Here is a 25,737-nt window from a genome sequence, read left to right on the forward strand (position 1 = left end):
GTGCCCGGCGGCCGGGTCAGGACGGTCGCGGCCGGCCGTCGGCGCCGGGCGCGCCGGCGCGCAGCCCGTCCATGACGAGGTCGAGGAGGCGGGTGGCGCGGGGGCGCCAGTCGTCCGTGGGTGCCAGCTGCCACAGGCCGCCGATGGCGAGGACCAGGTCGTCGGGGGTCATGCCGGGCCGGATGGCGCCCACCGCGTCGTTGGCGCGCAGGAGGAGTTCGGCCGCTTCGGTGACGGGGGTGTGCGTCGGCTTCGGTTTCTCGGGGCTGCCGGGCGTGCTGGTGGCGAGGCGGATCGCGTCGGCGAGGCCGGCCTTGGTCATGGCGAACTCGGCCAGTCGGTCCATCCAGGCGCGCAGGGCCTGCGCCGGCGGCAGCTGCTCGAGCAGCTGGGCCGCGCTCTCGGCGACCTGGTGCATCTCGTGGCGGTAGATCTCCAGGACGAGGGACTCGCGGTTGGGGAAGTTGCGGTAGAAGGTGCCCTGTCCGACACCCGCCTGCTTGGCGATCGCGCTGAGCGGGGCGTCGGGGCGCAGCGTCAGCTCGGTCAGGGCCACTTCGAGGATGCGCTCGCGGTTGCGTTGTGCGTCCGAGCGCAAGGGTGCGTCCTTCTTGTGCTGCACTCGACTCTCCTCGGGGGTGTGTGGCCGACCCCGCCCTTGCTAAGCGGACAACTGTCCGTTACGTTTGCCGGTAGTGGACGATTGTCCGGTTGGGTTCACCATAGCCCCGGCCGAGTCCACCCGGGAACCCGCGTACACCCTCCCGGGTACCCCTCCACGCCCCCGCACTACGTAGCTCGGCAGCCGTCAGGCACCGACGGCCGCCGCCCAGGTTCCGGAAGCGCGAAAGAAGCTCTCATGCCTTTACCGACGTCCAGCGTCATCACCTTGCACATCAATGGCGAGCAGCACACGCTGCCCGTCGACCACCGCACCACCTTGCTCGACGCACTGCGCGAGCGACTCGACCTCACCGGCACCAAGAAGGGCTGCGACCAGGGACAGTGCGGAGCCTGCACCGTTCTCGTCGACGGCCGCAGGACCGTGGCCTGCCTCCAGTTCGCGGTCGCGACCGAAGGGCGTGAAGTCACCACCATCGAGGGCGTGGCGGACGGCGACCGGCTGCACCCGGTACAACAGGCCTTCCTCGATCTCGACGGCTACCAGTGCGGCTACTGCACGCCGGGCCAAATCTGTTCGGCGATCGGGGTGCTCGCGGAGCACGCCGCCGGATGGCCGAGCGCCGCCACGGCCGACGTACGGCCCACGGCCGGACCACCGCCCCTGACCGCGGACGAGATCCGTGAACGTATGAGCGGCAACCTGTGCCGCTGCGCCGCCTACACCTCGATCGTGGAGGCCGTCACCAGGGCCGCGGAATCCGGGCCCGCGGCACGTGCCGGTGCCGGTCCCGAGACGAAGGAGCCCGCGGCATGAGGGAGTTCGACTACCGGAGAGCCTCCGACGTGCCGGGCGCCGTCGCCCTGCTCGACTCGGACCCGGACGCGCGCTACCTCGCCGGCGGCACCAATCTGGTCGACCTGATGAAGAGCGGCGTCGAACGTCCGCACCGCCTGGTCGACGTACGCGACCTGCCCTTGGACGGCATCGAGCCGACTCCGGCCGGCGGTGTACGGATCGGCGCGACCGTCACCAACAGCGACCTCGCCGCCCATCCCCTGATCCGCACGCGCTACCCCGCCCTGGCGCAGGCGGTGCTCGCCGGCGCCTCCGGCCAGTTGCGCAACATGGCCACCGTCGGCGGCAATCTGCTCCAGCGCACCCGGTGCGCCTACTTCACCGACACCACCGCACCCTGCAACAAGCGTGCGCCCGGCAGCGGTTGTGCTGCCGTCAGGGGCGAGAACCGCAATCACGCCGTCCTCGGCGCTTCGGCGCACTGCGTGGCCGTGCACCCGTCGGACATGGCCGTCGCGCTGGCGGCCATCGACGGCATGGTGCACTACGAGACCGCCCAGGGACCGGGCGAACTGCCCCTCGGCTGGTTCTATCTCCCGGTCGCCGAGACCCCGCACCGCGAGACGGCCCTGCCGGCGGGCGCGCTGATCACCGGCGTCACCCTGCCGCCCGCTCCCGTCGCCGCCCGTTCCCGCTACCGGAAGGTACGCGAGCGCGCGTCCTACGCGTTCGCCGTCGGCTCGGTCGCCGCCGCGCTCGACGTCCGCGACGGTGTCGTGCGCGACGTGCGCCTGGCGTTCGGCGCGGTGGCCTCCCGGCCCTGGCGGGCCCGTGCCGCCGAACGGACCCTCACCGGGGCACCCGCCGACGCCGCGTCGTTCGCGGCCGCCGCGGACGCCGAACTGGCGGCGGCCCGGCCCCTGTCGCACAACGGATTCAAGGTGACCCTGATGCGCAACCTGACCGTGGCGGTGCTGAGCGAACTGGCCGAGGAGGCCCGATGACGACGACCGAGGCGCCCCTCGCCCCCGTCCGCGCCGTGGGCACCGGTCACGTCCGCGTGGAGGGGCGGGACAAGGTCACCGGTGCGGCCCGGTACGCGGGCGAGATCCCCTTCGCCGAACTCGCCTACGGCTGGCTGGTGTTGTCCACCGTGGCGCGTGGCAGGATCCGCGACGTCGAGGCGGACGCCGTCCTCGCGATGCCCGGCGTCCTCGCCGTGCTGGACCATCACAACGCCCCGGCGCTGAAGACCGACTACGTCAGCCTGCTGGGCACGGTTCCGGACCCGACGTGCGCGGTCTTCCAGAACGACCGGGTGCCCCACCTGGGCTGGCCGGTGGCCTTGGTCGTCGCCGAGACGTCCGAGCAGGCGCGCGAGGCCGCCGAGGCGTTGGTCGTCCACTACGAACAGCTCCCGCACGACGTGGGGTTCACCGGCGACCACCCCGACGCCCATCCGTCCGACGGCCATATGCCCGCCGTGACGGAGAAGGGTGACCTGGAGGCCGAACTCGCCGCGTCCGCCGTCGTCGTGGACGCCACGTACACCACGCCGGAGGAGCACCATCACCCCATGGAGCCCCATGCCGCCACCGCCCGGTGGGAGGGCGACCGGCTCGAGGTGGTGGACTCCAACCAGGGTCCCACCTGGGTCGTGGGGGAACTGGCGAACCTGTTCTCGCTCGATCCGGCGTCGGTGCGGGTGCGTTCGGAGCACGTCGGCGGTGGCTTCGGCAGCAAGGGTGTACGCGCCCACCAGGTCGCCGCAGTGATGGCGTCCAGGATCGTCGGACGTCCCGTGCGGGTCGTCTTGACCCGGCGTCAGATGTTCACGCTGGCCGGCCATCGCAGCCCCACGGTCCAGCGGGTCAGGCTCGGCGCGGACCCCGACGGGCGTCTGCGCGCCCTGGAACACCGCTCGCTCAGCCGCACCTCCACGGTGCACGAGTTCGTCGAGCCGAGTGCCGGTGTGGCCCGGGTGATGTACGACGCCGACGCGCACCGCACCGAGAACCGGGTCGTATCACTGGACGTCCCGAGTCCCACCTGGATGCGTGCTCCGGGCGAGGCGCCGGGGTCCTTCGCACTGGAGGCCGCGCTCGACGAACTCGCCCACCGGTGCGGCATCGACCCGATCGAGCTGCGTCTGCGCAACGAACCGGACCGGGGCCCGGTCTCCGGTCTCCCCTTCGCGAGCCGTAACCTGCGCGCCTGCTTCGAGGAGGGCTCCCGCCGGTTCGGCTGGGACCGCCGCGATCCGCGGCCCGGGGTGCGGCGGGAGGGGCGCTGGCTGCTCGGCACCGGCACCGCGGCGGCGTCCTTCGGCGCCGGCGCCGCCCCGTCCACGGCCTCGATCACCGCCGAGGCGGACGGCCGCTTCACCGTACGGATCGCTGCGGCGGACATCGGCACCGGCGCGCGGACCGCGCTCACCCTGGTCGCCGCGGACGCCCTGGACGTCCCGACGGAACGCGTACGGGTGCGCCTGGGCGACAGTTCGTTCGGTCCCGCGATGATCGCGGGCGGATCGATGGGCACGCGGTCTTGGTCATGGGCCGTCATGGCCGCCGCGGGCGAGCTGCGCGACCGGCTCGTGCCGGGCGCGGCGATCCCGCCCGAGGGCGTCACCGTGCGCTCCGACACCACCGAGGCGGTCATCGCCCTCGCGCAGAAGGAACGGCACTCCTTCGGTGCGCAGTTCGCCGAGGTGGCCGTCGACACCGCCACGGGCGAGGTGCGGGTGCGGCACATGCTCGGCGTGTTCGCGGCCGGGCGCATCGTCAATCCCCTCACGGCCCGTGGCCAGTTCACCGGCGGGATGATCTGGGGCATCTCGATGGCCCTGCACGAGGAAGCCGGGCGCGACGCGGTCTCCGGTGGGCCCGTCGGAGCGGATCTCGCGGGCTACCACGTGGCGACGCACGCCGACGTCCCGCGCGTCGAGGCGCACTGGGTGGCGGACGAAGACCCCGACGACCCGGTCGGCATCAAGGGCATCGGCGAGATCGGCATCGTCGGCGCGGCCGCCGCCGTCGCCAACGCCGTGTGGCACGCGACCGGCGTCCGGCACCGCAGCCTGCCCATCCGCCCCGACCGTGTCCTGACGGCCGGCCTCGATGCTTGACCTCGCGCCGCAGCTCGGCGAGTGGCTGGCCGAGGGCCGCGAGGCCGCCGTCGCCACCGTCGTGTCCGTCGGCGGCAGCGCGCCACGCGGTCCGGGCGCCGCCCTCGCCGTCGACGGCGAGGGAACGGTCATCGGGTCGGTGTCCGGCGGCTGCGTCGAGGCGTCGGTGTACGACCTGTGCGCCCAGGCGCTGGTGACCGGCGACAGCGCGCTCGAACGCTTCGGCTACAGCGACGAGGACGCCTTCGCCGTCGGACTCACCTGCGGCGGGGTCCTCGACGTCCTGGTCACCCCGGTCACGGCGGACGGTCCGGTCGGCGCGCTGCTGCGTTCCGCCCTGGACGCATCGGCGCGGGGCGAGCCCGCCGCCCTCGTCCGGGTCGTCCGCGGTCCCGGCGCGCTGCTCGGTGCCGCGCTGCTCGTGCACGCCGACGGCTCCCGTGAGGGCGGCCTCGGCGGGCACGAGGACCTCGACCGCACCGCCACGGCGCAGGCGCTGGCCGCGCTCGACACGGGCCGCAGCGGCACGGTCGAGCTGTCGCCCGACGGGTCGCACTGCCCCGGTGGCCTGACCCTGTTCGTCGAGGCGAGCGTGCCGGCGCCGCGGATGATCGTGTTCGGTGCCGTCGACTTCGCGGCGGCCCTGGTCCGGGCCGGCAAGTTCCTCGGCTATCACGTCACCGTGTGCGACGCCCGGCCCGTCTTCACCACCCCGGAACGTTTCCCCGAGGCCGACGAGGTGGTCGTGGACTGGCCGCACCGCTACCTGCGGGGCACCCGGACGGACGGGCGCACGGTGGTGTGCGTGCTCACCCACGACGCCAAGTTCGACGTGCCGCTCCTGGAGGTCGCGCTGCGGCTGCCGGTGGCGTTCGTCGGTGCGATGGGTTCCCACCGCACCCACGCCGACCGGGACCGGCGATTGCGCGAGATCGGCCTGCGGGAGCACGAGTTGGCGCGGCTGCGGTCGCCCATCGGCCTGGACCTCGGAGGGCGTACGCCGGAGGAGACCGCCCTGTCGATCACGGCGGAGATCGTCGCCTCACGCCGGGGCGGGACGGGCCTGCCGTTGACGGGTTCGGACCGGCCGATCCATCAGCGCCACTCCGCCTGAGCCCCGGCGGCCCGCCCTTCACGAGGGTTCGCACCACCGGACGGGCTACGGGCCGTGGACACGGGCGCGGGGCCTCGCGAGGCGCGGCGTCGGCGCGGGGCGACGGGTCAGTCGCGGCGGACGTCGACGTCACCGTTGACCGTCGTCAGCGTCATCGCCGGGCCCTGGCGGTCGTCGCGCGTGGGGACGCCGACCGTGGCCCGGCCGTTGTCCGTACCGGCGGTGACCGCGTACGCGGGGGCGTCGTGCGGCACGGTGACGCCGACCGAACCGTTGGTGGTGGTGGCGGTGACGCCCGACGGCGCGGTGGCGCACGCGAGGATCACGTCGCCGTTGGTGGTCGCCGCGTGCAGCCGGCCCACGTCCAGTGCCGTCGCGCGCACCGAGCCGTTGCGGGTGGCGAGTCGCACCGGTGCGTCGTCCTTCCCGGAACGGGTCACCGTCACATCGCCGTTGACGGTCGTGACGTCCAGCGCGGCGGCGAGTCCCGCCACGTCCACGCCCGCGTTGCGGGCGCTGACCGTGACGCTCAGGCCGGCCGGGACCTTCACGTAGGGCATCCGGGGGCACGCTTCCTCGCCCCGCTCGCGCTCCCGGTCCGTGCAGGACAGGTCCAGGGTCCAGGTGTCGCCGTCGTGCGACCAGTCGCCGTCGGCCCGGTCGTCGACGGTGACCCGACGGCCGTCGGTGGGGCGCAGCAGCAGCCCGTTCTCGGTGGTGATGACGAGGTGGATCCCCGATCGCGCCAGGACGGGCGGTCCCACCGCGGCCGATCCACCGGTTCCGTCGTGTTCCTGGTCACCGCATGACACGGCGGAGGTGAGGACCGTCAGCACAACGGTCGCAAGCAGCACGCGCCTTGCCGGCTTCGCCTTCATGCCCCTCCGGGTGCCCCGGCTCGGCACGGTCATGACCGCGACACACCGCACGGCTCGCACCCGGCCGCAGGGCCCCGAGCTCGCCGCCGGGACCGCTGCCGGAGCCGCGGATTCGCGGCCCCGGCAGCGGGTTCACCTGTGCGATGCGCCGATGCTCCCGTGGATCAGGAAGGAGCGGTGCACGGGCATCCTGATCACGAGAAGGCGGATCACGGGAAAGCGGTCACCTTCGACGGCACGGTGTCCGTCCCCGAGGTCGGGGCGCCGGTGTCGTTGATGACGTGGGCGTACTGGCCCTTGCCTCCCAGGGAGATCACCTGGAGGTTGTGCATCTTGACGCCCGCCTTGACCGGGACCTGGAAGCCGTGTCGCTGCACGATCGAGGGATCGGAGGTGTAGTTGCAGTAGCTGCCCAGACCCCAGGCCTCGTGCACCGCCACCGTGTCGGCGACCTTGTAGGCCGCCCACCCGACGATGCCGTCGTGTGTGATGGCGGCGGCATTGGGGGCGTCGTAGGCCTTCTCGTTCTGGAAGAAGATCGTGCGCCCCCTCTCACCGTTCCATACGACGTCGTACTTGTTGAAGTGCTCCACGAACAGGCCGGTCGCCAGGACGTCGTCGCCGTTGACCCGCAGTCCGTAGTCGGCCCGGTTGGTCTCCCATCCGACGCCTTCGCCGTGGTCGGCACGCCAGAGCCAGGTGTGGTCGATGACGACGTCGTCGCTGTTGACCACGACGGAGTCCGTCGCCAGGCCGGGTCCCGCGCCGCCGACGCGTACGAACACGTCCTGCATGGTGGTCGGGTCGGCGGAGTGGTCGGCCGCCGCTCCGGCGGGACCGATCTGCAGCAGGGTGTCGGACCGGGTGGCGCCGGCGTCGATGAGGAATCCGGCCAGCCGGACGCCGTCGACGTCCGCGACGTGCATCGCGTCGACGCCCCCGTCGGGCACGAGGGTCGCCAGACCGAGGCCGAGCACCACGGTGTCGGCGCGGGTGACGTCGATCGTCCGGTCGAGGTGGTAGACACCGGGCGTGAACAGCAGGTTCAGGCCCTGAGCAAGTGCCGTGTTGATGGTCGCCGCGGTCGCGCCGGGCTTGACGACGTAGAACTGGCTGAGCGGGAGCGAGGTCCCGGCGTTGGCGGGCCAGGACACGCCGCGCGCGTTGGTGCGCTTGGCCGGGACGAAGACCTTGTAGTCGCTGCCGTCGAGGTAGAGGAACGGCTTCTCGCGGGAGACCGGGGTGGTGTCCAGCGTGGTGTAGGGACCGGTGTCGAAGTTGGTCGCCGGGGCGCCCTGGACGCCGGTGAACGTCATGTTCCACACGCCGTTGGTCCAGCCGCCCACGGAGCTGTCGCGGGTGTACCACTGCTGCTGGGAGTAGGGGCCGACCGTACCGTCGATCTTGGAGTCGGCGATGTAGCCGCCGGAGGCCCAGCCGTAGCCGTTGGGGGCCAGGTTGAGCCCGCCCTTGACGTGGATGCGGCGGAACGGCGCGGCCTGGGCGACGGCCCACCGGTCGGTGCCGTTGACCGGCGTGATCGCCAGGTTCTCCGCCGAACGCCAGAAGTTCTGTGTGGCGTTGCCGTTGAACCAGCCCGCGTCCACGGTGATGTCGCCGTTGATCTGGGTGTCGTCGGGGTTCAGTCCGAGGCCGGAGATGGAGGTGTAGAAGCCGAGTTGGGCGTTGATGCCGTTGTAGGTTCCCGGCTTGAGCAGGAACTGGTAGCGCCCGGAGCCGAACTGCGCGGTCTCCTGCTGGGCGAAGACCTGGTCGAACTTCTGCTGGAGGTTGGGTGTGGAGGGGTCGACGACGATCACGTTCGGGCCGAGGTCGCCGCCGCCCTGGACCGGGCCTCCGGTGCCGCCGGACGTGGTGTGGACGGCGACCGCCCAGAGCGAGTAGCCGTAGACCGTCCCGCGTGCCGTCCCCAGGATGCGGACGTAACGGCCCGTGCCGCTGACGTCGTAGGACGCGCGGCCGCCGGTCGCGCCGGTGACGGCCTTGAGGGTGTTCCAGTTCTGGCCGTCGGCCGAGGCCTGGATCTGGAAGTCCTTGCCGTACGCGGCCTCCCAGTTCAGGTCGACCCCGCAGATGTCCTGGGACGAGCCCAGGTCGACGCTCAGCCACTGCGGGTCAGAGGTCTGGCTGGACCAGCGGGTGGAGTCGTTGCCGTCGAACGCGGCGGACGCGGGGGTGCCGGCGTTCTCCGTGGAGGAAGCCGAAGCGGTCTTGCCCTGCGCGGAGTCGGCGGTCGAGCAGGTACCGGGCTGAGGCGTTCCGCCGGTGGTGCCGAACACCTGGAACTCCCAGACGGAGTAGCCCCATTGTGTCGCCCGGTGGACGCCTTGCAGGCGTACGTAGCGGCCTTGGCCGGAGACGGCGAGCGTGTCGGTGCCGCCGTCTCCGCCGGTGACCGTGCGCAGGTCGGCCCAGGTGCTGCCGTCGGACGAGGACTGGATCTTGTAGTCCTTGCCGTAGGCCGCCTCCCAGTTGACGACGACCTGGCTGATCGTGGCGTTCGTTCCGAGGTCGACCTTGAGCCACTGGTCGTCGGTGGCGGCCGAGGACCACCGGGTGCCGGTGTCGCCGTCGACCGCGTAGGCCGCGGGCGTGCCGGCGTTCTCGTTCGAGGACGCCGTTGCCGTTCTGCCCTGGGACAGGTTGGCGTCGGCGGCCGAAGCCGCCGGTGGACGGATGGCGGGCAGGGTGATCAGCGCTGCCGTGGCGGCGAGCGCGACACCCAGGGATCTGAGTCTCATGAAGGTCCCTGCGGGTGCGTCGGGAAAGGACACGAGGACGTCGGCAGCAGATGCGGCGGCATGCCAAGGTCACTGCTGCGACGCTTAGTTCACGTCTTGATTTAACTGATGAGTTCCAACTCTCGGCAAGCCTTCGAAAGTTGAAATCTTTCCCGACTTATCTCGGACGCATCCCTTGACACGTTGACGGCACGGCCTCGACACTCGGCGGCGGCGGCACACCACCCTCCCCCACCCGCCGACGGGCGACGCACCGTCCGTTCAAGTCTCTACGCCGGGCACCGACATGGCCCCGGTACGAGGGACCGGCTCAAGCCGGTCCGGCGTGCGTGAAGGAGGGCGGCGGCATCGAGGGCGCCGGCCCAGGCGAGGCCACAGCTCCGAGGTGGGGGGCAGGTCGGCTCACTCCGGCTGGGCCACCGCCTCCCGCTGGAGCTGCACCGCGGCCAGCAGGCTCAGCTTCGGCTCCGCCCGGCGCAGTGCCTTCACCGCCGCCACCGAGGCGATGTCCCCCTCGAAACCCACGGCGGCGAGGCGCGAGCGGACCCAGCGGGCGCGCAGCCGTGCCTCGTCGGCGGCGGCGCTCGACTCCACGAGCGCCGCCGCGCGCTCCAGTCCCGGACGCTCCTCGGGCGTCGCCTCGGCGAGCGCCTGGCGCAGCGCCGAGGCGACCACGTCCGTGTCCCGGATCGTCAGCACGAAGTTGTGCTTCTTGTTCAGCCCCGCGATTCCCGTCATGTCCCTCATCCTGGCCGTCGGCTTCCGTACCTGCCAAGGAACTTGAGCAGCCTCAGAGGGTCGGGACCGGGCGGGGAGCGCCCCATGTCCCGGGGCGGTTTCCGGCGGGCGGCGGATCAGGTGAGGCGCAGCCTGATCGTGCGGGCCTCCGGGCGGAGGGCGAACTCGGGCCACACGTCCGGGCCGCACGCGCGCGAGCCGAGCCCGTGCTGGGCGGCGTCGACGATCAGGTGACTGGTCGTCGAACCCGGCAGTTCGTGGGGGTGGGCGGCGCGGGCGATCTCCTGGGGGGTGTGCCGGCTGAGGGTGAAGCCGGGGCGGCGTCCGCGGGTGTCGGGGAGCGCCTCGATGCGCAGCACCTCGGCGTCGCCGCTCGTCAGCGTCAAGCGGCGCAGTGCGGAGCGGTGTCCGGTCTCCTGGGGGCGCGCGTAGTCGACCGCCAGCTCCCGGACCGTGGCGGAGAAGCGGCCCGTACGTGCCGCGCGCAGGCTGTCGGGGTAGGACTCGAGCGGGCCGAGGCCGAACCATGCGGCACCGTCGACGGGGGCGTCACCGTCGGGCAGGTCGAAACGGATGCCGATCCTCGGCCACACCGTGTGCCACCCGCGCGACGGCTCGATCTCCACCCGCAGTTCCACCTCGTCGCCCTCCAGCGACCAGATGGACTCGACCATCACCCACGACCCGGAGTTCGCCGCGGAGACCTTGTCGACCGTGCGCAGCGACCCGGTGGCGCGCTCCAGCGACACCCGGCGCGTGGTCAGCCGGTCGAGTCCGTCGCGCCGCCACAGCTCGGCGTTGGACACCCCGGCGATGCTCGCGTCGCTCTCCCCGACGTCACCCCACGCGCCTTCGTCGTTGTCGGTCGGCGCACGGAACAGCTCCAGCCGCGGACCCGTCACCTCGCGGCCGCCGAGACGCACGAGGGACCCGTCGACGAACTCCGCGCGGCCCAGCGTCAGCGTTCCGTCACCGGGCCGCCAGCCGGTCCGGGTGCGCACGGCGCGCACGGGACGGTGAAGTGAGGCGTCCAGCTGGGCGGTTGCGACGACATGCCCTTCGGGTGCCCACGCCGTTCCGTCCGCCAGGACCGCCTCGACGGTGAGCCAGGTCTCGGCGTCCGGCGCGACCGGGATCCTCGGCAGCGCCACCCGTGCCGAGCCGTCCGCCGCGATGACGGGGACGTCCAGGTCGCCGGAGCCGGCCGGTGTCCCGTCGTGCTCGACGCGCCAGCGCAGGCGCAGGTCGGACGTGTCGGCGGTGTGCCGCAGGTTGGCGATCTCCACCTGGTCGCCGTCGAAGGTGAAGCGGAGCGGCTGGACCACGGCCTTGAACTCGTGAAGGCTCGGCGTCGGGACGTCGTCGCTCAACAGCATGCCGTCCATGACGAAGTTGCCGTCGTGCACGACCTCCCCGAAGTCGCCGCCGTACGCGTAGTAGGGCGTCCCGTCCGAGGTGGTGGTCCGGATGCCGTGGTCGCGCCACTCCCAGACGAAACCGCCGTGCAGCCGCGGGTACCGGTGGACCAGCGCCTCGTACTGGTCGAAGGCCCCCGGCCCGTTGCCCATCGCGTGCGCGTACTCGCACAGCAGGAACGGCTTGGTGCGCTGCCGGGCGCCCTGGGCGGGCGTGCAGTTCAGCAGCGGGGTACGCGACCCGTCGGTGCCGATCTGCTCGGTCTCCGCCACCGAGGCGTACATCCGCGAGTAGACGTCGGTGTAGTCGCCGGTGTAGTCGCCCTCGTAGTGCACGGGGCGTTCGGCGTCACGGGCGTGCACCCACGCCGACATGGCGGCGAGGTTGCTGCCGGTGCCCGCCTCGTTGCCGAGGGACCAGATCACGACGCCGGGATGGTTCTTGTCGCGTTCGACGGTGCGCTCGATGCGGTCGAGGTACGCCTCGCGCCAGGCCGGGTCGTCGCTCGGATTGCCGGCCCAGTCCAGCTTCTCGAAGCCGTGCGTCTCCAGGTCGCATTCGAGGACGACCCAGAATCCGAGTTCGTCGGCGAGGTCGAGCAGGCGCGGGTGCGGCGGGTAGTGGCTGGTGCGGATCGCGTTCACGTTGAACCGCTTCATACGGGCCAGGTCCTCGCGGGCGTGCTCCTCGTCGAAGACCCGGCCGCGCAGCGGGTGGGTCTCGTGGCGGTTCACGCCATGGAACACGACCCGGCGGCCGTTGACGAGGAACCGGTCGCCGCGGATCTCCACCGTGCGGAAGCCCGCCCGCAGGGTGACGGTCTCCGCGGCCGTCGACACGGTCACGTCGTACAGGTGCGGCCGCTCGGCCGACCAGGGCTCCACGTCGGCGATGTCGAAGGGGGCCACCTCGTCCGGGGCGGACCAGGTGCGCTCGACATCGAGTCCCGGGATGCGCAGGGTGACCGGGTAGGCCGTCGGCTCGGCGGTGATCTCCACGTCGACCCGGCCGTGCCCGTCGGCGAACCCCGTCCGCAGCCACACGTCCTCCAGACCGCCGGCCGGCCGGGCGATCAGGGTGACGTCGCGGAAGATGCCCGGCAGCCACCACTGGTCCTGGTCCTCGACGTAACTGGCGGCCGACCACTGGTGCACCCGGACGGCGACGACGTTGTCGCCCGGACGGACCGCGGACGTCACGTCGAACTCGTGGGCGAGCCGGCTGCCGGCGGCGCTGCCGATCTCCACCCCGTTCACCCACACCCGGAAGAGCGACTCGACGCCGTCGAACCGCAGCAGGACACGCTCGGCGTCCGTCCACTCGGCGGGCATGTCGAAGTGGCGGCGGTGGTCGCCGGTGGGGTTCTCGTCCGGGACGTGCGGCGGGTCGATGGGGAACGGGAACTGGACGTTCGTGTAGATCGGACGGCCGTGGGCGCCGGCGCCTTCGAGCACCCAGTGGCAGGGGACGGTCAGGTCGTCCCAGTCGCGGTCGTCGAAGTCCTCTGACGCGAAGTCCTCCGCCACGGCCGCAGTGGGCGACAGCCGGAATCGCCACGCCCCGTTCAGCGAGCGGGTGGGCGCGTCGGAGTGCAGCCACGAGCGTGCCGGGCGGAGCGCGCCGCGCCCCGGTGCGGTGTCCGAGACATGGGGGGAGAACTCGGGGAGCAAGAGGTCACGACTCCTTCTTGGTGACGAACGCGGGGACCGGAAGGCCGACGGCGGTCGCCGGCCCGGGTGAGCTTCCGTGAGCGCTCCCGTGAACGTTCACGGGAGCGCTCACGGACAGTCTGCACGTGGTCTGCCAGGGGGAACTCGGGTGCGGGGTGGATTGCTCGGAAGTCTGCGCTCAGGCCCGAGCCCATGTCAAGACAAGCGAGGCGGACCGCCCCTCCACGGCGTCAGGCCGACCCGCTCAGCTGCAGTTCGGCCCGGACGACCAGGTCGTCGGCCGCCAGCGGGTCCCGTCCCGTCAGCAGTCGCGCGACCTGTTCGATGGCGAGCGCCCCGAGCGCGCGCGTGTCGAGGGCGACGCTGGACAGCGGTGGTTCGACCAGCGTTCCGAGCTGGAGGCCGTCGAAGCCGATCACCGCCAGTTCGTGCGGCACCGTCCTGCCGAGTCGACGTGCCTCTCGCAGCGCTCCGATCGCGATGATGTCGTTGAAGGTGAAGACGGCGGTGACCTCGGGACGAGCGGCGAGCAGCGACCTGAGTGCCGCTCCCCCGCCGTCGGCCGTCTGTTCGGTGCCGACCACCAGACCGGCGTCGATCCCGTGCGCCCGCGCGGCCGCCGTGAACCAGTCGTGCCGGATACTCGGCCGGCCGCGGGTGGGGTGGTCCAGCATGCCGATGTGCCGGTGCCCCTTCGCGGCCAGGTGCGCGATCGCGGCGTGGACACCCTGCTCGCCGTCGATCCGGATCGAGCTGAACCGCGCGCTGCGGCCCTCGCGGCCGATGAGCACCACCGGCATGCCCCGGGTGTACGACTCCAGCTCGCTCTCGGAGCAGCTGAAGTAGCCGATGACCGCGTCGACCTGCGAGGTGATCACCTGGAGCGTGCCGCGCTCCTCCTCCGCCCGGTCCGTGGTGTCGTACACGACCACATGCCAGCCGCGGGTTCTGGCCGCCTCCAGGGCGGCGGCGGCGACCTCGGTGAAGAACGGGTTGAGCAGGTCGGGGATGACCAGCCCGATGGTCATGGTGTCCTGGCGGACCAGACCTCGGGCGAATCGGCTCGGGCGGTAGCCGAGCGCGCGCGCCGCGTCGAGTACGCGCTGCTTCGTGTCGCCGTCGATCTCGCCCTTGTCGTTGAGCGCCCGCGACACGGTCTGCCGGGACACCCCGGCGGACCTGGCGACGTCGTTGATCGTGACCTTGCGGGGCTCGGCCGCCGGTGTCGACACCATCGCCCACCTCCCTCTTCTCGTCCCGCGAACGCCGGTGCGCGTGCAGAGCCCGAGTATGCCCGGGCCGAGGAGCCGAACGGAGCCCGGGCTCCTCGCGGTCCGCAGGCCGCTATGGCCGAACTCCGGGACGACGCACGTGATCATCTCGCGTCTCCCGGTGCGCCCTTCCTCCCACGCATCGCCATCGGCGGTCTTTCCCTTCCGTGCATCGGTCACCGCCCGGCGGACGACCGACGGCAGCCCTGGATTCGGCGCGGATCCGCTCGGCGCGGAGTGTCGTGGGGGCCGCGAGCTGCGGCGCGTCAGGTCGCCGTTCGCCGCGCACCTGCGCACCGAAGCCTCGCCGGATCGTGTCGACGGGGCTTCGCCGTCTCGCGCGTCGCACCCGGGACCTGAAGCCGCTCCCCTATGCGTAATATTCATCTGATGAATTCAGGCGTTACGCCCGGGAGCGGGTCGATCACGATCCGCCGGGCCGTCGTGCGGGACGCCAAACGGCTCACGCGGCTCGTGCGGGGCTCCCGCGCCTACGAAGGCCCGTACGCGGCCATGGTCGCGGACTACCGGGTGGGTCCCGACTACATCGAGACCCACCGTGTCTTCGCGGCCGTCGCCGCCGACGAGCACCCCGGCCCGGTCCTCGGTTTCTACTCGCTCGTCCTCGACCCGCCGGAGCTCGACCTGCTGTTCGTGGCCGACGCGGCCCAGGGACGTGGCATCGGTCGGCTGCTCGTGGCCCACATGATGTCCGAGGCCCGTGACGCCGAGCTGGACCGCGTACTGGTGGTGTCGCATCCTCCCGCCGAGGGTTTCTACCGCAGCGCGGGTGCGGTGCGCACCGGGACCGTGTCCGCGAATCCGCCCGCCGTGCTGTGGGACCGTCCCGCATTCGAGTTCCGCACGGCGCCCGACGGAGTCTCCTGAGATCACGCCGGACGTGGCCGGGTGCGCCGATCGCCGTGGTCGCGGTCAGAGGTGCGGGCACGCCGAAGCACCCGCAGCGGACAGCCGCAGCCGGCAGATCGCGGCGAACCGGGCCGAGACGTCCAGGCGCCACAGCCGCACGGTCCCGTCGTTGCTGCTGCTGGCCACCGTCCGCCCGTCCGGGGCGAAGACGGTGGCCCACACCGCATTCGTGTGCCCGGTCAGCGTGGCCCACGGCCGCCGCTCGGCCACGTCCCACAGCCGCACCGTACGGTCACTGCCGCTGCTGGCCAGCAGGCGGCCGTCGGGGGAGAACGCGATCCCGCGCACCGATCCGGTGTGGCCCCGCAGCACCGCCACGGAGCGTCGCCCGCGGACATCCCACAGGCGCACGGTCCCGTCGTTGCCGCTGCTGGCCAGCGCCCGGCCGTCCGGGCCGAACGCCACTCCCCGTACCGCGCCGGTATGCCCGGTGAGCGTGGCGAGCGGTCTGCGGGCCGCCACGTCCCACAGCCGGACGGTCAGATCGTCACCCGCGCTCGCGAGGGTGCGTCCGTCGGGGCTGAAGGCGACGTCGTTGACGAAGTCCGTGTGACCGGTGAGCGTGGCCAGGGGGCGGTGCGTTGCCGCGTCCCACAGCCGCACCGTACGGTCGGCGCCCGCCGACGCCAGCAGCGCGCCGTCCGGGGCGAACGCCACCGAGAACACGTCCCCGTGATGTCCGCCGAGCGTGTCGAGGAGGCGGTGGGTGACGACGTCCCACAGGCGTACCGTGCCGTCGGAGCCGGCCGAGGCCAGCGTCCGTCCGTCGGGTGCGAACGCCACCGAGAACACGGCCGAGCGATGCCCGCGCAGGGTCGCGACCGGCCGGTGCCGCGCCACGTCCCACAGCCGCACCGTGTGATCGGTGTCGGCGGTCGCCAGCAGTCTTCCGTCGGGGCTGTAGGCGGACTGCCAGATCTCGGTGTACGGGCGGGCGGTCAGCACCGGCCCGCCGAGGTCCCACAGCACCACCGACTGGTCGAACCCGGCGGTGGCGAGCATGCTCCCGTCGGCGTTCACGGCCACGCCCATCGTGTAGTCGGTGTGGCCGGTGAGCGTCAGCGTCTGCATCCCGCTGTGCACGTCCCACAGCCGGGTCGTGCCGTCCCCTCCCGCGCTGACGACCGTGGCGCCGTCGGGGGTGTAGGCGACGGCGTTGACGTCGTCGCTGTGCCCGGTCAGGACCGCGGTCGTCCGGTGCCGTGCCAGGTCCCACAGCCGTACGGTCCGGTCGGCTCCCCCGCTGGCCAGGCTGCGTCCGTCCGGCGCGAACGCCACGCCGTACACCTCGTCGTTGTGCCCTTCCAGCACGCCCGACGGCCGCTCGCGCACCGTGTCCCACAGCCGGACGGTGCGGTCGGCGCCGGCCGACGCGAGGGTCCGGCCGTCCGGGGCGTACGCGAGCGCGTCGACCTGCCCGACATGACCGGCGAAGGACATGACGCGGCGCCGGTGCTCGGTGTCCCACACCTGGACCGTGCCGTCACCCGCCGCGACGGCCAGCGTGCGGCCGCGGGGGTCGAAGGCCACGGCCCGGGCGCCCCTGGTGCCGGCCGGCAGCACCATCTTCGTACGGTGGTCGGCCGCGCCCCAGAGCTGCACCGGCGCGTCCGTGGCACCCGCCGCGACCGTACGGCCGTCGGGGCTGAAGGCGACCGAGCGCACCCGGCCGGACATCTTGAACGTGGCGGTCGTACGGCGGTCCGCGAGCCTTCGCAGCGTCACCGTGCCGTCCGAACTGGCCGTCGCCAGCGTGCGCCCGTCGGGCGCGAACGCCACCGAGTTCACCGGCCCGCGGTGCCCGCCGAGCCGGGCCGAGAAGGGCTGCGCCTGGGTGCTCAGCAGGGCTCCGCGCGCCTCGGGCGTCGCCTGGGAGCGGTAGGCCTCCTCGGCGAGCCGCATCGACGCCTCGGGCTGGCCGGCGGCCAGGGAGGCGGACTGCGCGGCGAGTGCCCGGGAGCGGGCGACCCGCTCCTGGTGCAGCGCGTCCGCGCGCTGCCGGTACGCCAGCACTCCGGCGACGACGGCGAGGGCCAGCAGCACGACCAGCGTCGCCAGTGTGCTCTGCCGGCGCCGGACCTGCCGGCGGGCCTGCCGCTGCCGCTCGGCCTCCTCGGCCTGGCTCGCGCGCAGAAACGCCTCCTCCTGCGCGCCGAGCCGGCTCCGGCCGTCGAGTTCCTCGGCCCACGCCCGGACGGAGTCCAGCCGGGTGCCACGGTAGAGGGCGGACGGATCGCGTCCCTCGCGCTCCCACTCCTCGGCGGCGTGCGCGAGTTGCTGGTGGATCAGCAGTCCGTTGCGGTCCGCGTCGATCCAGCCGCGCAGCCGGGGCCAGGCGTGCAGCAGGGCCTCGTGGGCGATCTCGACGGTGTCGCGGTCGGCGGTGATCAGGCGGGCCCGCACGAAGGCGTCCAGTGCGGCCGTGGCGCCGTCCGTGTCGGACAGCCGTTCCAACAGCGCCGCCCGGCTCATCCGGCAGCGGGCCGGTCCGGTGCCGTCGGCGACGTGGACCAGACGCACCAGGATCCTGCGGATCGTCTGCTGCTCGGCCGGGTACAGGCCCGCGAACACGTCCTCGGCGGTGCGCGCGACCGCCCCCCGGATCCCGCCGGTGCGCTCGTACCCGGCGACGGTCAGGGTGGCGCCTTCGCGCCGCTGCCAGGTGGTCAGCAGCGCGTGGGAGATCAGCGGCAGCGCACCGGAGGGGGTGACGTCCGGCAGCGCGCTTCCGACGTCCGACGCGTCGCCGGGCAGTCCTGCCGGTTGGTCGAGCAGCCCGGCGTCGCGCAGCAGCAGGGGGACGAGACCCGACTCCAGGGTGAGTCCGGCGAGTTCGGCGGGGCGGGTGATCGCCTCCCGCAGCCCGGCGACGGACATCGGGGGCAGCACGAACAGCCCGTCGGTGAACACCGCTGCCAGCTCGGGGAGTTCGACACACCTGCCGGACAGGTCGGCCCGTACGCCCAGGACCACCACGGCCGGATCGCCGCCGGGTCCGTCCGCCGGATCCGACGGGCGGCGGGACGTCGACACGGCGCACAGCACCCGGACGAAAGCACGTCGTTCGTCCTCGTCGGAGCAGAGCGTGAACAGCTCCTCGAACTGGTCGACGAGGAGCACCGGACGCACCGGCGGTGGCCGTCTGTCCCCGTCGGCGCAGGCATCGTCGTCCACCGTGCGCCGCACCGCTTCCCACAGGTCCTCGGGCCGGTCCCGTAACTGCCGGGCGGTGACGCCGAGATCGCCGTCCAGCGCCTTGGCGAAGCCGGTCAGCAGCTCCTCCAAGGGATGCGCGCCGGGCGTGAACGCCACCACCGGCCACCTCTCGGCGCCCGGCATGGGGAAGCCACCGGGTTTCCGGAAGGCCGGTACGAGTCCGGCGTGGAACAGGGAGGACTTGCCGGCACCCGAAGGGGCGATGACCATCAGGGGCCCGCTGCCGACCCGCTCGAAGACCCTCTCGACGAGGGCTGCGGTGGCCCGTTCTCGACCGAAGAACCATGCCGCGTCCTGTGCGGTGAACGCCGACAGCCCTCGGTAGGGACGGACATCGTCCACCTCCGGCCGCCCGGACCCGGCACCGTCGCCCCGCCCGGCCCGCGCGTCGTCCGCGTGCTCCGGGTCCGTCGACTCCCCGGGTTTCGCCGTTTCCTTGTCCCCGCCCACCTCTTCGGCGTTCTCAGCGCTCTTCGTCAGCAGCCGCAGCAGCCCGCCCTCGGCCTGGAGGATCTGGTCGCAACGCCGCGCGACATCGACGGTTGCTCGCTTCGCACCCGTCTCGATCTTGCTGAGATAGCCCTTGCTGTAATGCGTCTGCCGGGCCATGTCGGCCAGCGAGAGCCCGCGCTGTCGGCGGAGCCGTCTCAGCTGGGCGGGGAAGTCCGGAACGGCTCCGTCGAGTTGCCGCGGTTCACACCGGTCGCCGGTGTGCTGCTGCTCCCCCACCGCATCCCCCGGGTGTCGCGCGCATGAGCCGTGAAACGGCCGACATCCAGAGTACTGCGGCAATGTGACGGTCGATCAAGTCTTTCACCGGCGTGGCCCGAGGGTGGCGGAAACACGGACGTCCGGAACCGCGAACGCGATTCCGGACCTTCCCCCGTGTTCCTCTGTGCTCCCCCGTGTTCTGCTGTGCTCTCCCGTGTTCTTCAGCGTTTCTCGGCGTCGCCGCGTGAGCAGAGTCCTACGGCCGGTTCAGCTTGATCGAGTTGACCGGCGTGAGGTCGGCCCACACCCCGTTCTGGGCCCCGATGGTGTAGTTGCAGTTCGTGCCGCCGTAGTTCAGGCACAGTTCCGCCGAGGCGCCCCCGGTCTGGTTGTTGAGGACCCAGTGCCAGCCCACCTGGTTGCTCAGGTTGTGGGGCCCGTAGCTCCAGTACACGTTGCTCGGGCTCTGGGCGGGGTCCTGGTTCTGCGGGTAGATACAGACGGCGCCGGACGGGCACCCGGCCCAGTCGGCGGCCGGCTTGGCCTCGGCCGTGCCGGTCAGCGCCACCATCGCGGTCGCGGCGGTGGCCAGTGCGACGGCCCCACTGAACAACTTGCGCATGTTTCCCCCTTGCGGTCGTCCTGCCTGGTCGCAGGTCGTGCTCGGTCTCTCGGCATCAGACTGGCCGCCGGGTTCCGAGAGGTCGACGGGTTTCCTGTTTCCCGTCCCCACGGTGCGGTGGGAAACCGGCTGCGACCTGCACGTTCGACGAGAGGGAGGCAACCCTTCGAGGCCGCGCCCCCTGACGGTGCCCGGCCGGCCGGGCGACCCGGGGTCGCCCGGCAGTGTCAGCGGTTGCCGTCGACCGCCATTTCCCCGAGCAGGGACCAGTCGTCCTGCGGGACGGTCACGTTCACGATCCTGGGTGTCTCGGCGAGGTACGACGGCAGCTCCGCGCAGGCCGCGACGAAGTGCGCGGAGGAGACGTGCGCCGAACCGGCTTGGTCGTCGCGGAACGCCTCGGTCAGCACGTACTCGGCGGGGTCGTCGACGCTGCGCGACCAGTCGAACCACAGACATCCGGGCTCGTCGCGCGTGGCCAGCGTGAAGTCCCGCGTGATGTCCGGCCAGTCGTCCGCGTGCTGGGGGAGGACACGGAACCGGGCGGTGATGAAGATCATGAGTGCTCCTGGTGAGTTGTGGACGGCCGGGTCGTCGGTCGTCGCGGCACCGCTCCCCGGGCGCTCGGCCGCCGGGCTCCGCCGACCATGACACGCCCGCGCACCCGGCCCTCGCCGACGAGCCGGTGCGAGGCCCTCGGCCCCGTGAGCCGCGTGAGGCGCGTGTGCTGAGACGGCCGATGCGTGGAGAGGCTGGCGATCACTACCAGATCAGGCACCAGTAGTGGTCGTACATACCGACCCCGATACGGCCGACCTGAGGCACCAGCGCGGGGTCCACGGCGCCCACCGCCGACATGGAGCACACCGGGTCACCCACCGTCCCCGAGACGGCCATGCGCTGAGCGGCGGCCCGGGCCACGGGCGAGGTGTACCAGATCGTGGTGACGGCAGAACCGTCTCCGGGCGTCGGCGACTGTGCGAGGGCCGGGTTCGACGACGCCGCGAACACGGTCGGCGAGGAAGACGGCGTCGCGGACGGCGTCGAGGGCGACGGCGGCCGCGACGGTGCCCTCGTGGTGTGCGAGGGCCGTGGTGACGACGGCGCGGGCGGCTCGGACCGGACCGGCTTCGAGGTCGCCTTCGGCACGGCCGAGGACGGCGGGACGGACGGGGTGCGGTGGGCCGTCTCACGGTGCCCGGGGTGCGTCGAGGGCCCGGACGTCCTCGGGGAGGGGGCGACCCGGGTATCCGTGGGCCGGGGACGCGCCGTACTGGAAGCCTCCGGGCCGACCGTCAGGGACGGCAGCGGGTCCAGCGTGGGCAGGGACAGATCGCTCGAAGCCGACGGCGCCGGCCCAGGGGCATCGCCGTCCCCGGCCGTCAGCCCCCAGATCCCCAGGCCCCCCGCCACCAGGACGGCTGCTCCGGCCATGATCCACGGCGCCCTGCGGGGTGGACTGCGGTGACGGCTCATGCCTCCCACTGTCTGCCTGCCCGCAGACGTTCTCAAGCGGTGGGGCCCAGCGGTGGGGCGCCAGGGCGACATCCCGGCGCGGCCGGCCGCTCTCGGGCCGCACAGGATCCACGGCCGCGCCCGCCGGGCTCACCGCTCGACGCGTCCGCCTGCCTCGCGGCGCGGCCCGGCTGCCGGGAAGCGCCACGATCAGCCCCTCTACGGCTCCGCTGCCGCACCTCGGGCCATGGCTGCCGGCCGCCCGGTCACCCGGTCACCTGGTCACCTGGTCACCCGGTCACCCGGACGTCGGGACGCCGTCGCCCGCGTCGGGGGTCCGCAGCAGGCGCAGGAACGCCTTCACGCCCGCGATGATGTCCTGGTTGTCGGTGAGCCGGTTCACCGTCGACTCGAACTCCCGGCCGAGCGCGGTGATCCTGCGGTCAGCCTTGTCGGCCTGCTCGATGGTGCTCATGGCCAGCGCGTCCACCGTGCGGCGCAGTTCGGCGAGGGCCTTGTACTGCTCCTCCGCCTTCTCCTCCAGGACCCGCGTCCCGGCCTCGGCACGGTCCACGCGGGCCCGCATCTCGACGACGTCGTCGCGCGGGTAGGTGACATCTTTCAGGAGGGTGCCCAGACGGCGCCGGAGCTGGCCGAAGTAGGCGCCCGCCGGCCGGAAGAAGGTGCTCAGCAGGAAGAACGCGGCGAACCAGTAGCCCGTGAACTCGCCCGTCGCCCAGGTCACGGCGAGGGTGAGCGCACCGGTCACGACGTGACCCGCGACCGCCGCCCGGAGCATGGTGCGGGCGATCCGCGCGGCCTCGGCATCCCGGGCCGACGAGATCTCGATGCCCTTCTCGCGGCTCACCGCGATCTCGGCGAGGACCGCGTGCGCACGGAAGTACAGGTTCCAGGGCACCGTGAGCAGGAGCATCAGCCACAGCAGGCTCAGCACGCCCGCGCCGACGGCGAGCACCACGGCGGGTGGTGCGCCCGCCACGTATGCGAAGACCAACGCCGCGCCCGCCGCGACCACGGCCGCCACCGCCGCCAGGAACCTGCCCATGCCCCCGCCTCCTGTCCGTGAGTTCCGTACGGCTCATCGTGGCCGCCCCGGTGCGGGTCGGCATGAGTAGGCGTACTCAATGCAGGGTCGGGGTCGGTCGGGGACGCGGCGTCAGGGTCGGTCGGGGCCGATCGCCTCGGCCACCTCGCTCAGATCGTTGTTCAACTGGTGGTCTCGCCCGGGCAGCCGGTGTACCCGCGCCTGCGGAATCGCCCGGGCGTAGAGGTCGGCGTGTGAGGGTGGGGCGGTCTCGTCCTCGAGTCCGTGGAACACATGCACCGGGGTGCCGTGCGGCAGCCTCGCGCCGAGGTCGGCGGGCAGCTCGAACTCGTCGCCGGGCCAGCCGCCCCGGCCGACGAACGGGGCGGCGATCAACACGATCGCCGCGAGCCTGCGTTCGGGCGGTCGCTCGGCCAGCGCGTGGACGAGTATCGTCCCGCCGACCGAATGGCCGGCGACGACCGCCCCGTCCTCCAGCTCCGCCACCGCATGTCGGATCGCCGCGCTCCACGCGGCGTAACTCGGGTCGTCCTCGTCGGGCATGCGCGGGTATCGGACCTCGTGCTCCGCCCCGAGCCCCCGCCTCAGGCTGTCGACCAGCTTGTCGTCCCATGCGTCGTGCGTGCCCGCACCGCCGCCCTGGATGAACAAGATCTGCCGAGTCTCTGTCATGGCCCAGTTCCTCACACCCTCACGACGGCCCGGTTGCATTACCCGTTGCCGGCCGGTGCCAATCCCGGCCGACGCCGGGCCCGCCGAACCGTGATGACACGCGCTGTGCCGGGCCCCTGCCCGCCTACCGGCCCTCGGCGTGGATCTCCTCCGGCCGGCCGCGCTGGGCCGGGGTCGCCCCGCGGCGTTCCCGCGCGTCGGAGCCCTCTTCCTCGCCGGCTGCCGGTCGCAGGCATTCGACGAGGTAGTCGCCGGTGTCGGGGTCGAGGGTCACGCCGTGGGTCTCGCTGCGGAATCCGGGAAAGCGCCGGTCGAAGGATTCGAGGGCGGAGAGGTAGCGCAGCAGCGGGCCGTCGGGGGCGCCGACGTTCTCGCCGGGCATCAGGACGGGAATGCCGGGCGGGGTGACGGTGACCATGGCGGCGGCCACCTGGCCCGACGCCTGCGTCAACCGCACGCGGTGGGTGCCGCCGCGGATCAGGCGCTGATAGCACAGCTGTGGCGGAGCGACCGGTTCCGGCAGCTGCTGGAAGGCGGTGTCCAGCAGCTCGACGAGGCGGACGGAGCGCAGGTGGTCGTGCATGTCCTGGCACAGCTCGCGCAGGGTTCGGCCGGCGTAGCGCCTGGGGTGCTCGGCGACCAGTGCGGGCAGGGCCCGGTCGAGGGGTGCGTCCTGGTCGTAGAGGGCCTTGAAGTCCATCAGGGCGTCGAGCAGGGTGCCCCATTTGCCCTTGGTGATGCCCATGGAGAACAGGACGAGCGTCGTGTAGCTGTCGGTCTTCTCCACGACGATGTGACGGGTGGCCAGGTACGCGGTGAGCACGCGTGCCGGGATGCCCCACTCGCCGGTCGTGCCGGTCGCGTCGATGCCCGGGCAGGTCAGGGTGACCTTGATCGGGTCGAGCATGCAGTAGCCGTCGGTCAGCCCCGGGAAACCGTGCCAGGCGGCTCCGGGTTCGAGGTGCCAGCAGGCCGGCTCCGTGCGCAGCAGGTCGGCCGGGGCCTCGTCGAACGGCAGGGGGGCGCCGGTGCCCGGGTCGGTGACCGTCTCGGGCTGCCAGACGCCGAAGAACCAGGGCGGCCGGTCGCCGGCGGTCTCGATGCGACGTCGGATGCGGACCATCTCCTGGCGGAAACGGACCGCCTCGGTCACGGCCTCGTCGATCAGCCAGCGGCCCTGCGGCCCGTCCATCATCGCGGTCGCCACGTCCAGCGAGGCGATCATCGGATAGAGCGGGGAGGTGGTGCCGTGCATCATCAACGCCTCGTTGAGCCGGTCGTGCTCGACGGGCGCCCTCGGGGAGGGTTGGACGTGGATCATGGCGCTCTGCGAGAGCGCGGCCAGCAGTTTGTGCGTGGACTGGGTCGCGAAGACCGTCGGCCGGTCGGGACCGGGGAAGGTGGCCTCGTCCACCGACATGCCGTACCTGCCCGCGTAGAGCGGGTGGAAGCGGGCGTACGCGAACCAGGCCTCGTCGAAGTGCAGCCGGGGCGTACTCGTGGCGAGCGCGTGTGCCGCCGCCGGGGCGTCGTAGCAGAGGCCGTCGTACGTGGAGTTGGTGAAGACGGCGTACTGGGGGTGCGGCGAGACCGCGTCCCGGGTCAGGGGGTTCGCGGCGATCCGGGCCGCGACGGACTCCGCCGCGAGCTCCGCGGGAGGCAGCGGTCCCGCCAGGCCGTAACCGTTACGGGTGGGGATCAGGTAGACGGGACGGGCGCCGGAGACGACCAGCCCGTGCAGCACCGACTTGTGGCAGTTGCGGTCCACGAGCGCGATCTCGTCGCGGGTGACGCTGAAGTGGCCGACCACGCGATTGCAGGTGGAGTCGCCGTGCAGCACGAAATACGTGAGGCCGGCGCCGAAGACCCGGGCGGCGTTGCGCTCCGCCTCCCCGATCGGGCCGGTGTGCTCGAACAGCGAGCCGAGCTCCGCCACGGAGATCGACAGGTCACTGCGCAACAGGCGTTCCCCGAAGTAGTCGTGGAACGCCCGGCCGGCGGGCGACTTCAGCAGGGCGACACCGCCGGAGTGGGCCGGGGTGTGCCAGGAGTACTCGTGAGCGTCGTCGAAGCGGCGCAGCGCCCGGAAGAAGGGCGGCAGGACGGCGTCCTGGTAGGTGCGCGCGGCCGTGGTGATCCGGCCCGCGATGAACCCGGGGGTGTCCTCCAGCGGCCACACGTACCCGACGACCGACTCCGACACCCACAGCGGCAGGTCCCGCACGCCGTCGTCGGTCATGACCAGGAAGACCGGGAGATCCTGGAAGCGCCGTCCGATGGAGCGCAGGACGGTGGCGCCGCCGGGCTCGCCGTCCGCGCTTGCCCGGCCCGGTAGTTCCCAGGCGACGAGTGCCGCGGTCAGGCCCGCCTCCGTCCGCAGCACCGCCTCGGCGTCCGCGACACCGGCCGCCCATCGAATGTCGAATCCCCGCTTCTCGACGGCATCGGCGATGCGCGCCAACTGCTCGGCACCCGCACCCTCGTCCTGCGGGCGTTCCCGTACCGCGACCAAGATCCTGCTGTCCGTCATGAGACCCCTTCCGGCAGCCCCACGCCGCCATCCGGTCAGTTTCCGGGCGGCTCGGCCGAGCCCGGGTCCGCACAGCCGTAAACCGCCCGCAGGACGGAACCGCCGGGCGTGCGCTTCACCCTCCGTCGAGAAGAGATTG

Annotated in this window: 19 protein-coding genes; 6 read left to right on the top strand and 13 right to left on the bottom strand. The window is 72.4% G+C overall.

What is annotated here, in order from left to right:
* Positions 1 to 16 precede the first annotated feature (16 nt).
* Entirely contained in the window at positions 17 to 622 is a 606-nt protein-coding gene (locus OG440_RS01250; RefSeq protein ID WP_406004938.1) for a TetR/AcrR family transcriptional regulator, read from the bottom strand.
* A gap of 237 nt (positions 623 to 859) precedes the next feature.
* On the opposite strand from OG440_RS01250, the gene OG440_RS01255 reads away from it, so the two are divergent.
* Genes OG440_RS01255 through OG440_RS01270 form a run of 4 tightly spaced genes read left to right on the top strand, consistent with a single transcriptional unit; the run spans position 860 to position 5,661 of the window.
* Positions 860 to 1,438, top strand: coding sequence for a (2Fe-2S)-binding protein (locus OG440_RS01255; protein WP_406004939.1), 579 nt, complete (start codon positions 860 to 862; stop codon positions 1,436 to 1,438).
* The gene (locus tag OG440_RS01260; protein ID WP_406004940.1) at positions 1,435 to 2,424 is read left to right on the top strand and encodes an FAD binding domain-containing protein; all 990 of its coding nucleotides are present in this window, start codon (positions 1,435 to 1,437) and stop codon (positions 2,422 to 2,424) included. The genes OG440_RS01255 and OG440_RS01260 overlap by 4 nt, the downstream gene beginning before the upstream one ends.
* Entirely contained in the window at positions 2,421 to 4,547 is a 2,127-nt protein-coding gene (locus OG440_RS01265) for a xanthine dehydrogenase family protein molybdopterin-binding subunit (RefSeq protein WP_406004941.1), read from the top strand. Before OG440_RS01260 ends, OG440_RS01265 begins: the two co-directional genes overlap by 4 nt.
* Positions 4,540 to 5,661 carry an XdhC family protein gene (locus OG440_RS01270; protein WP_406004942.1) on the top strand — a complete coding sequence of 374 codons (1,122 nt, stop codon included), beginning with the start codon at positions 4,540 to 4,542 and terminating at the stop codon, positions 5,659 to 5,661. Before OG440_RS01265 ends, OG440_RS01270 begins: the two co-directional genes overlap by 8 nt.
* A gap of 107 nt (positions 5,662 to 5,768) precedes the next feature.
* Here OG440_RS01270 and OG440_RS01275 read toward each other — a convergent pair whose 3' ends face one another.
* The 5 genes from OG440_RS01275 to OG440_RS01295 form a co-directional block, all read right to left on the bottom strand.
* Positions 5,769 to 6,539, bottom strand: coding sequence for a DUF4097 family beta strand repeat-containing protein (locus OG440_RS01275; protein WP_406004943.1), 771 nt, complete (start codon positions 6,537 to 6,539; stop codon positions 5,769 to 5,771).
* A gap of 209 nt (positions 6,540 to 6,748) precedes the next feature.
* Complete coding sequence (locus tag OG440_RS01280) at positions 6,749 to 9,301, bottom strand: discoidin domain-containing protein (RefSeq protein ID WP_406004944.1); 2,553 nt, start codon at positions 9,299 to 9,301, stop codon at positions 6,749 to 6,751.
* A 402-nt stretch (positions 9,302 to 9,703) separates the two neighbouring features.
* Positions 9,704 to 10,039 (bottom strand): hypothetical protein, encoded by a 336-nt coding sequence (locus OG440_RS01285; RefSeq protein ID WP_406004945.1) that lies wholly within the window; start codon positions 10,037 to 10,039, stop codon positions 9,704 to 9,706.
* Positions 10,040 to 10,155: 116 nt separating this feature from the next.
* Positions 10,156 to 13,125, bottom strand: a complete 2,970-nt coding sequence (locus tag OG440_RS01290) for a glycoside hydrolase family 2 TIM barrel-domain containing protein (RefSeq protein WP_406004946.1) — start codon at positions 13,123 to 13,125, stop codon at positions 10,156 to 10,158.
* Between the two features lie 230 nt (positions 13,126 to 13,355).
* Entirely contained in the window at positions 13,356 to 14,360 is a 1,005-nt protein-coding gene (locus OG440_RS01295) for a LacI family DNA-binding transcriptional regulator (protein WP_406004947.1), read from the bottom strand.
* Positions 14,361 to 14,786: 426 nt separating this feature from the next.
* On the opposite strand from OG440_RS01295, the gene OG440_RS01300 reads away from it, so the two are divergent.
* Complete coding sequence (locus tag OG440_RS01300; protein WP_406004948.1) at positions 14,787 to 15,284, top strand: GNAT family N-acetyltransferase; 498 nt, start codon at positions 14,787 to 14,789, stop codon at positions 15,282 to 15,284.
* Between the two features lie 45 nt (positions 15,285 to 15,329).
* Here OG440_RS01300 and OG440_RS01305 read toward each other — a convergent pair whose 3' ends face one another.
* The 4 genes from OG440_RS01305 to OG440_RS01320 form a co-directional block, all read right to left on the bottom strand.
* The gene (locus OG440_RS01305; RefSeq protein WP_406011217.1) at positions 15,330 to 19,151 is read right to left on the bottom strand and encodes a DNA-binding protein; all 3,822 of its coding nucleotides are present in this window, start codon (positions 19,149 to 19,151) and stop codon (positions 15,330 to 15,332) included.
* 358 nt (positions 19,152 to 19,509) lie between these two features.
* Positions 19,510 to 19,875 (bottom strand): hypothetical protein, encoded by a 366-nt coding sequence (locus tag OG440_RS01310; protein WP_406004949.1) that lies wholly within the window; start codon positions 19,873 to 19,875, stop codon positions 19,510 to 19,512.
* A gap of 227 nt (positions 19,876 to 20,102) precedes the next feature.
* Positions 20,103 to 20,435, bottom strand: coding sequence for a putative quinol monooxygenase (locus OG440_RS01315; RefSeq protein ID WP_406004950.1), 333 nt, complete (start codon positions 20,433 to 20,435; stop codon positions 20,103 to 20,105).
* Positions 20,436 to 20,637: 202 nt separating this feature from the next.
* Positions 20,638 to 20,796, bottom strand: a complete 159-nt coding sequence (locus OG440_RS01320; RefSeq protein WP_406004951.1) for a hypothetical protein — start codon at positions 20,794 to 20,796, stop codon at positions 20,638 to 20,640.
* 19 nt (positions 20,797 to 20,815) lie between these two features.
* Here OG440_RS01320 and OG440_RS01325 point away from each other — a divergent pair, with 19 nt between their 5' ends.
* On the top strand, positions 20,816 to 21,343 hold the full coding sequence (locus OG440_RS01325; protein ID WP_406004952.1) for a hypothetical protein: 528 nt from the start codon (positions 20,816 to 20,818) through the stop codon (positions 21,341 to 21,343).
* 285 nt (positions 21,344 to 21,628) lie between these two features.
* Here the strand turns inward: OG440_RS01325 and OG440_RS01330 are convergent, their stop codons facing one another.
* From OG440_RS01330 to OG440_RS01340, 3 genes are all read right to left on the bottom strand, one after another.
* Positions 21,629 to 22,396, bottom strand: coding sequence for a hypothetical protein (locus tag OG440_RS01330; RefSeq protein ID WP_406004953.1), 768 nt, complete (start codon positions 22,394 to 22,396; stop codon positions 21,629 to 21,631).
* A 111-nt stretch (positions 22,397 to 22,507) separates the two neighbouring features.
* Positions 22,508 to 23,068 (bottom strand): alpha/beta fold hydrolase, encoded by a 561-nt coding sequence (locus OG440_RS01335; protein ID WP_406004954.1) that lies wholly within the window; start codon positions 23,066 to 23,068, stop codon positions 22,508 to 22,510.
* Positions 23,069 to 23,192: 124 nt separating this feature from the next.
* Positions 23,193 to 25,598 carry an Orn/Lys/Arg decarboxylase N-terminal domain-containing protein gene (locus OG440_RS01340; RefSeq protein ID WP_406004955.1) on the bottom strand — a complete coding sequence of 802 codons (2,406 nt, stop codon included), beginning with the start codon at positions 25,596 to 25,598 and terminating at the stop codon, positions 23,193 to 23,195.
* Positions 25,599 to 25,737 lie beyond the last annotated feature (139 nt).

Origin of the sequence: Streptomyces sp. NBC_00637 (assembly GCF_045161545.1) — a bacterium.
GTDB lineage: Bacteria > Actinomycetota > Actinomycetes > Streptomycetales > Streptomycetaceae > Streptomyces.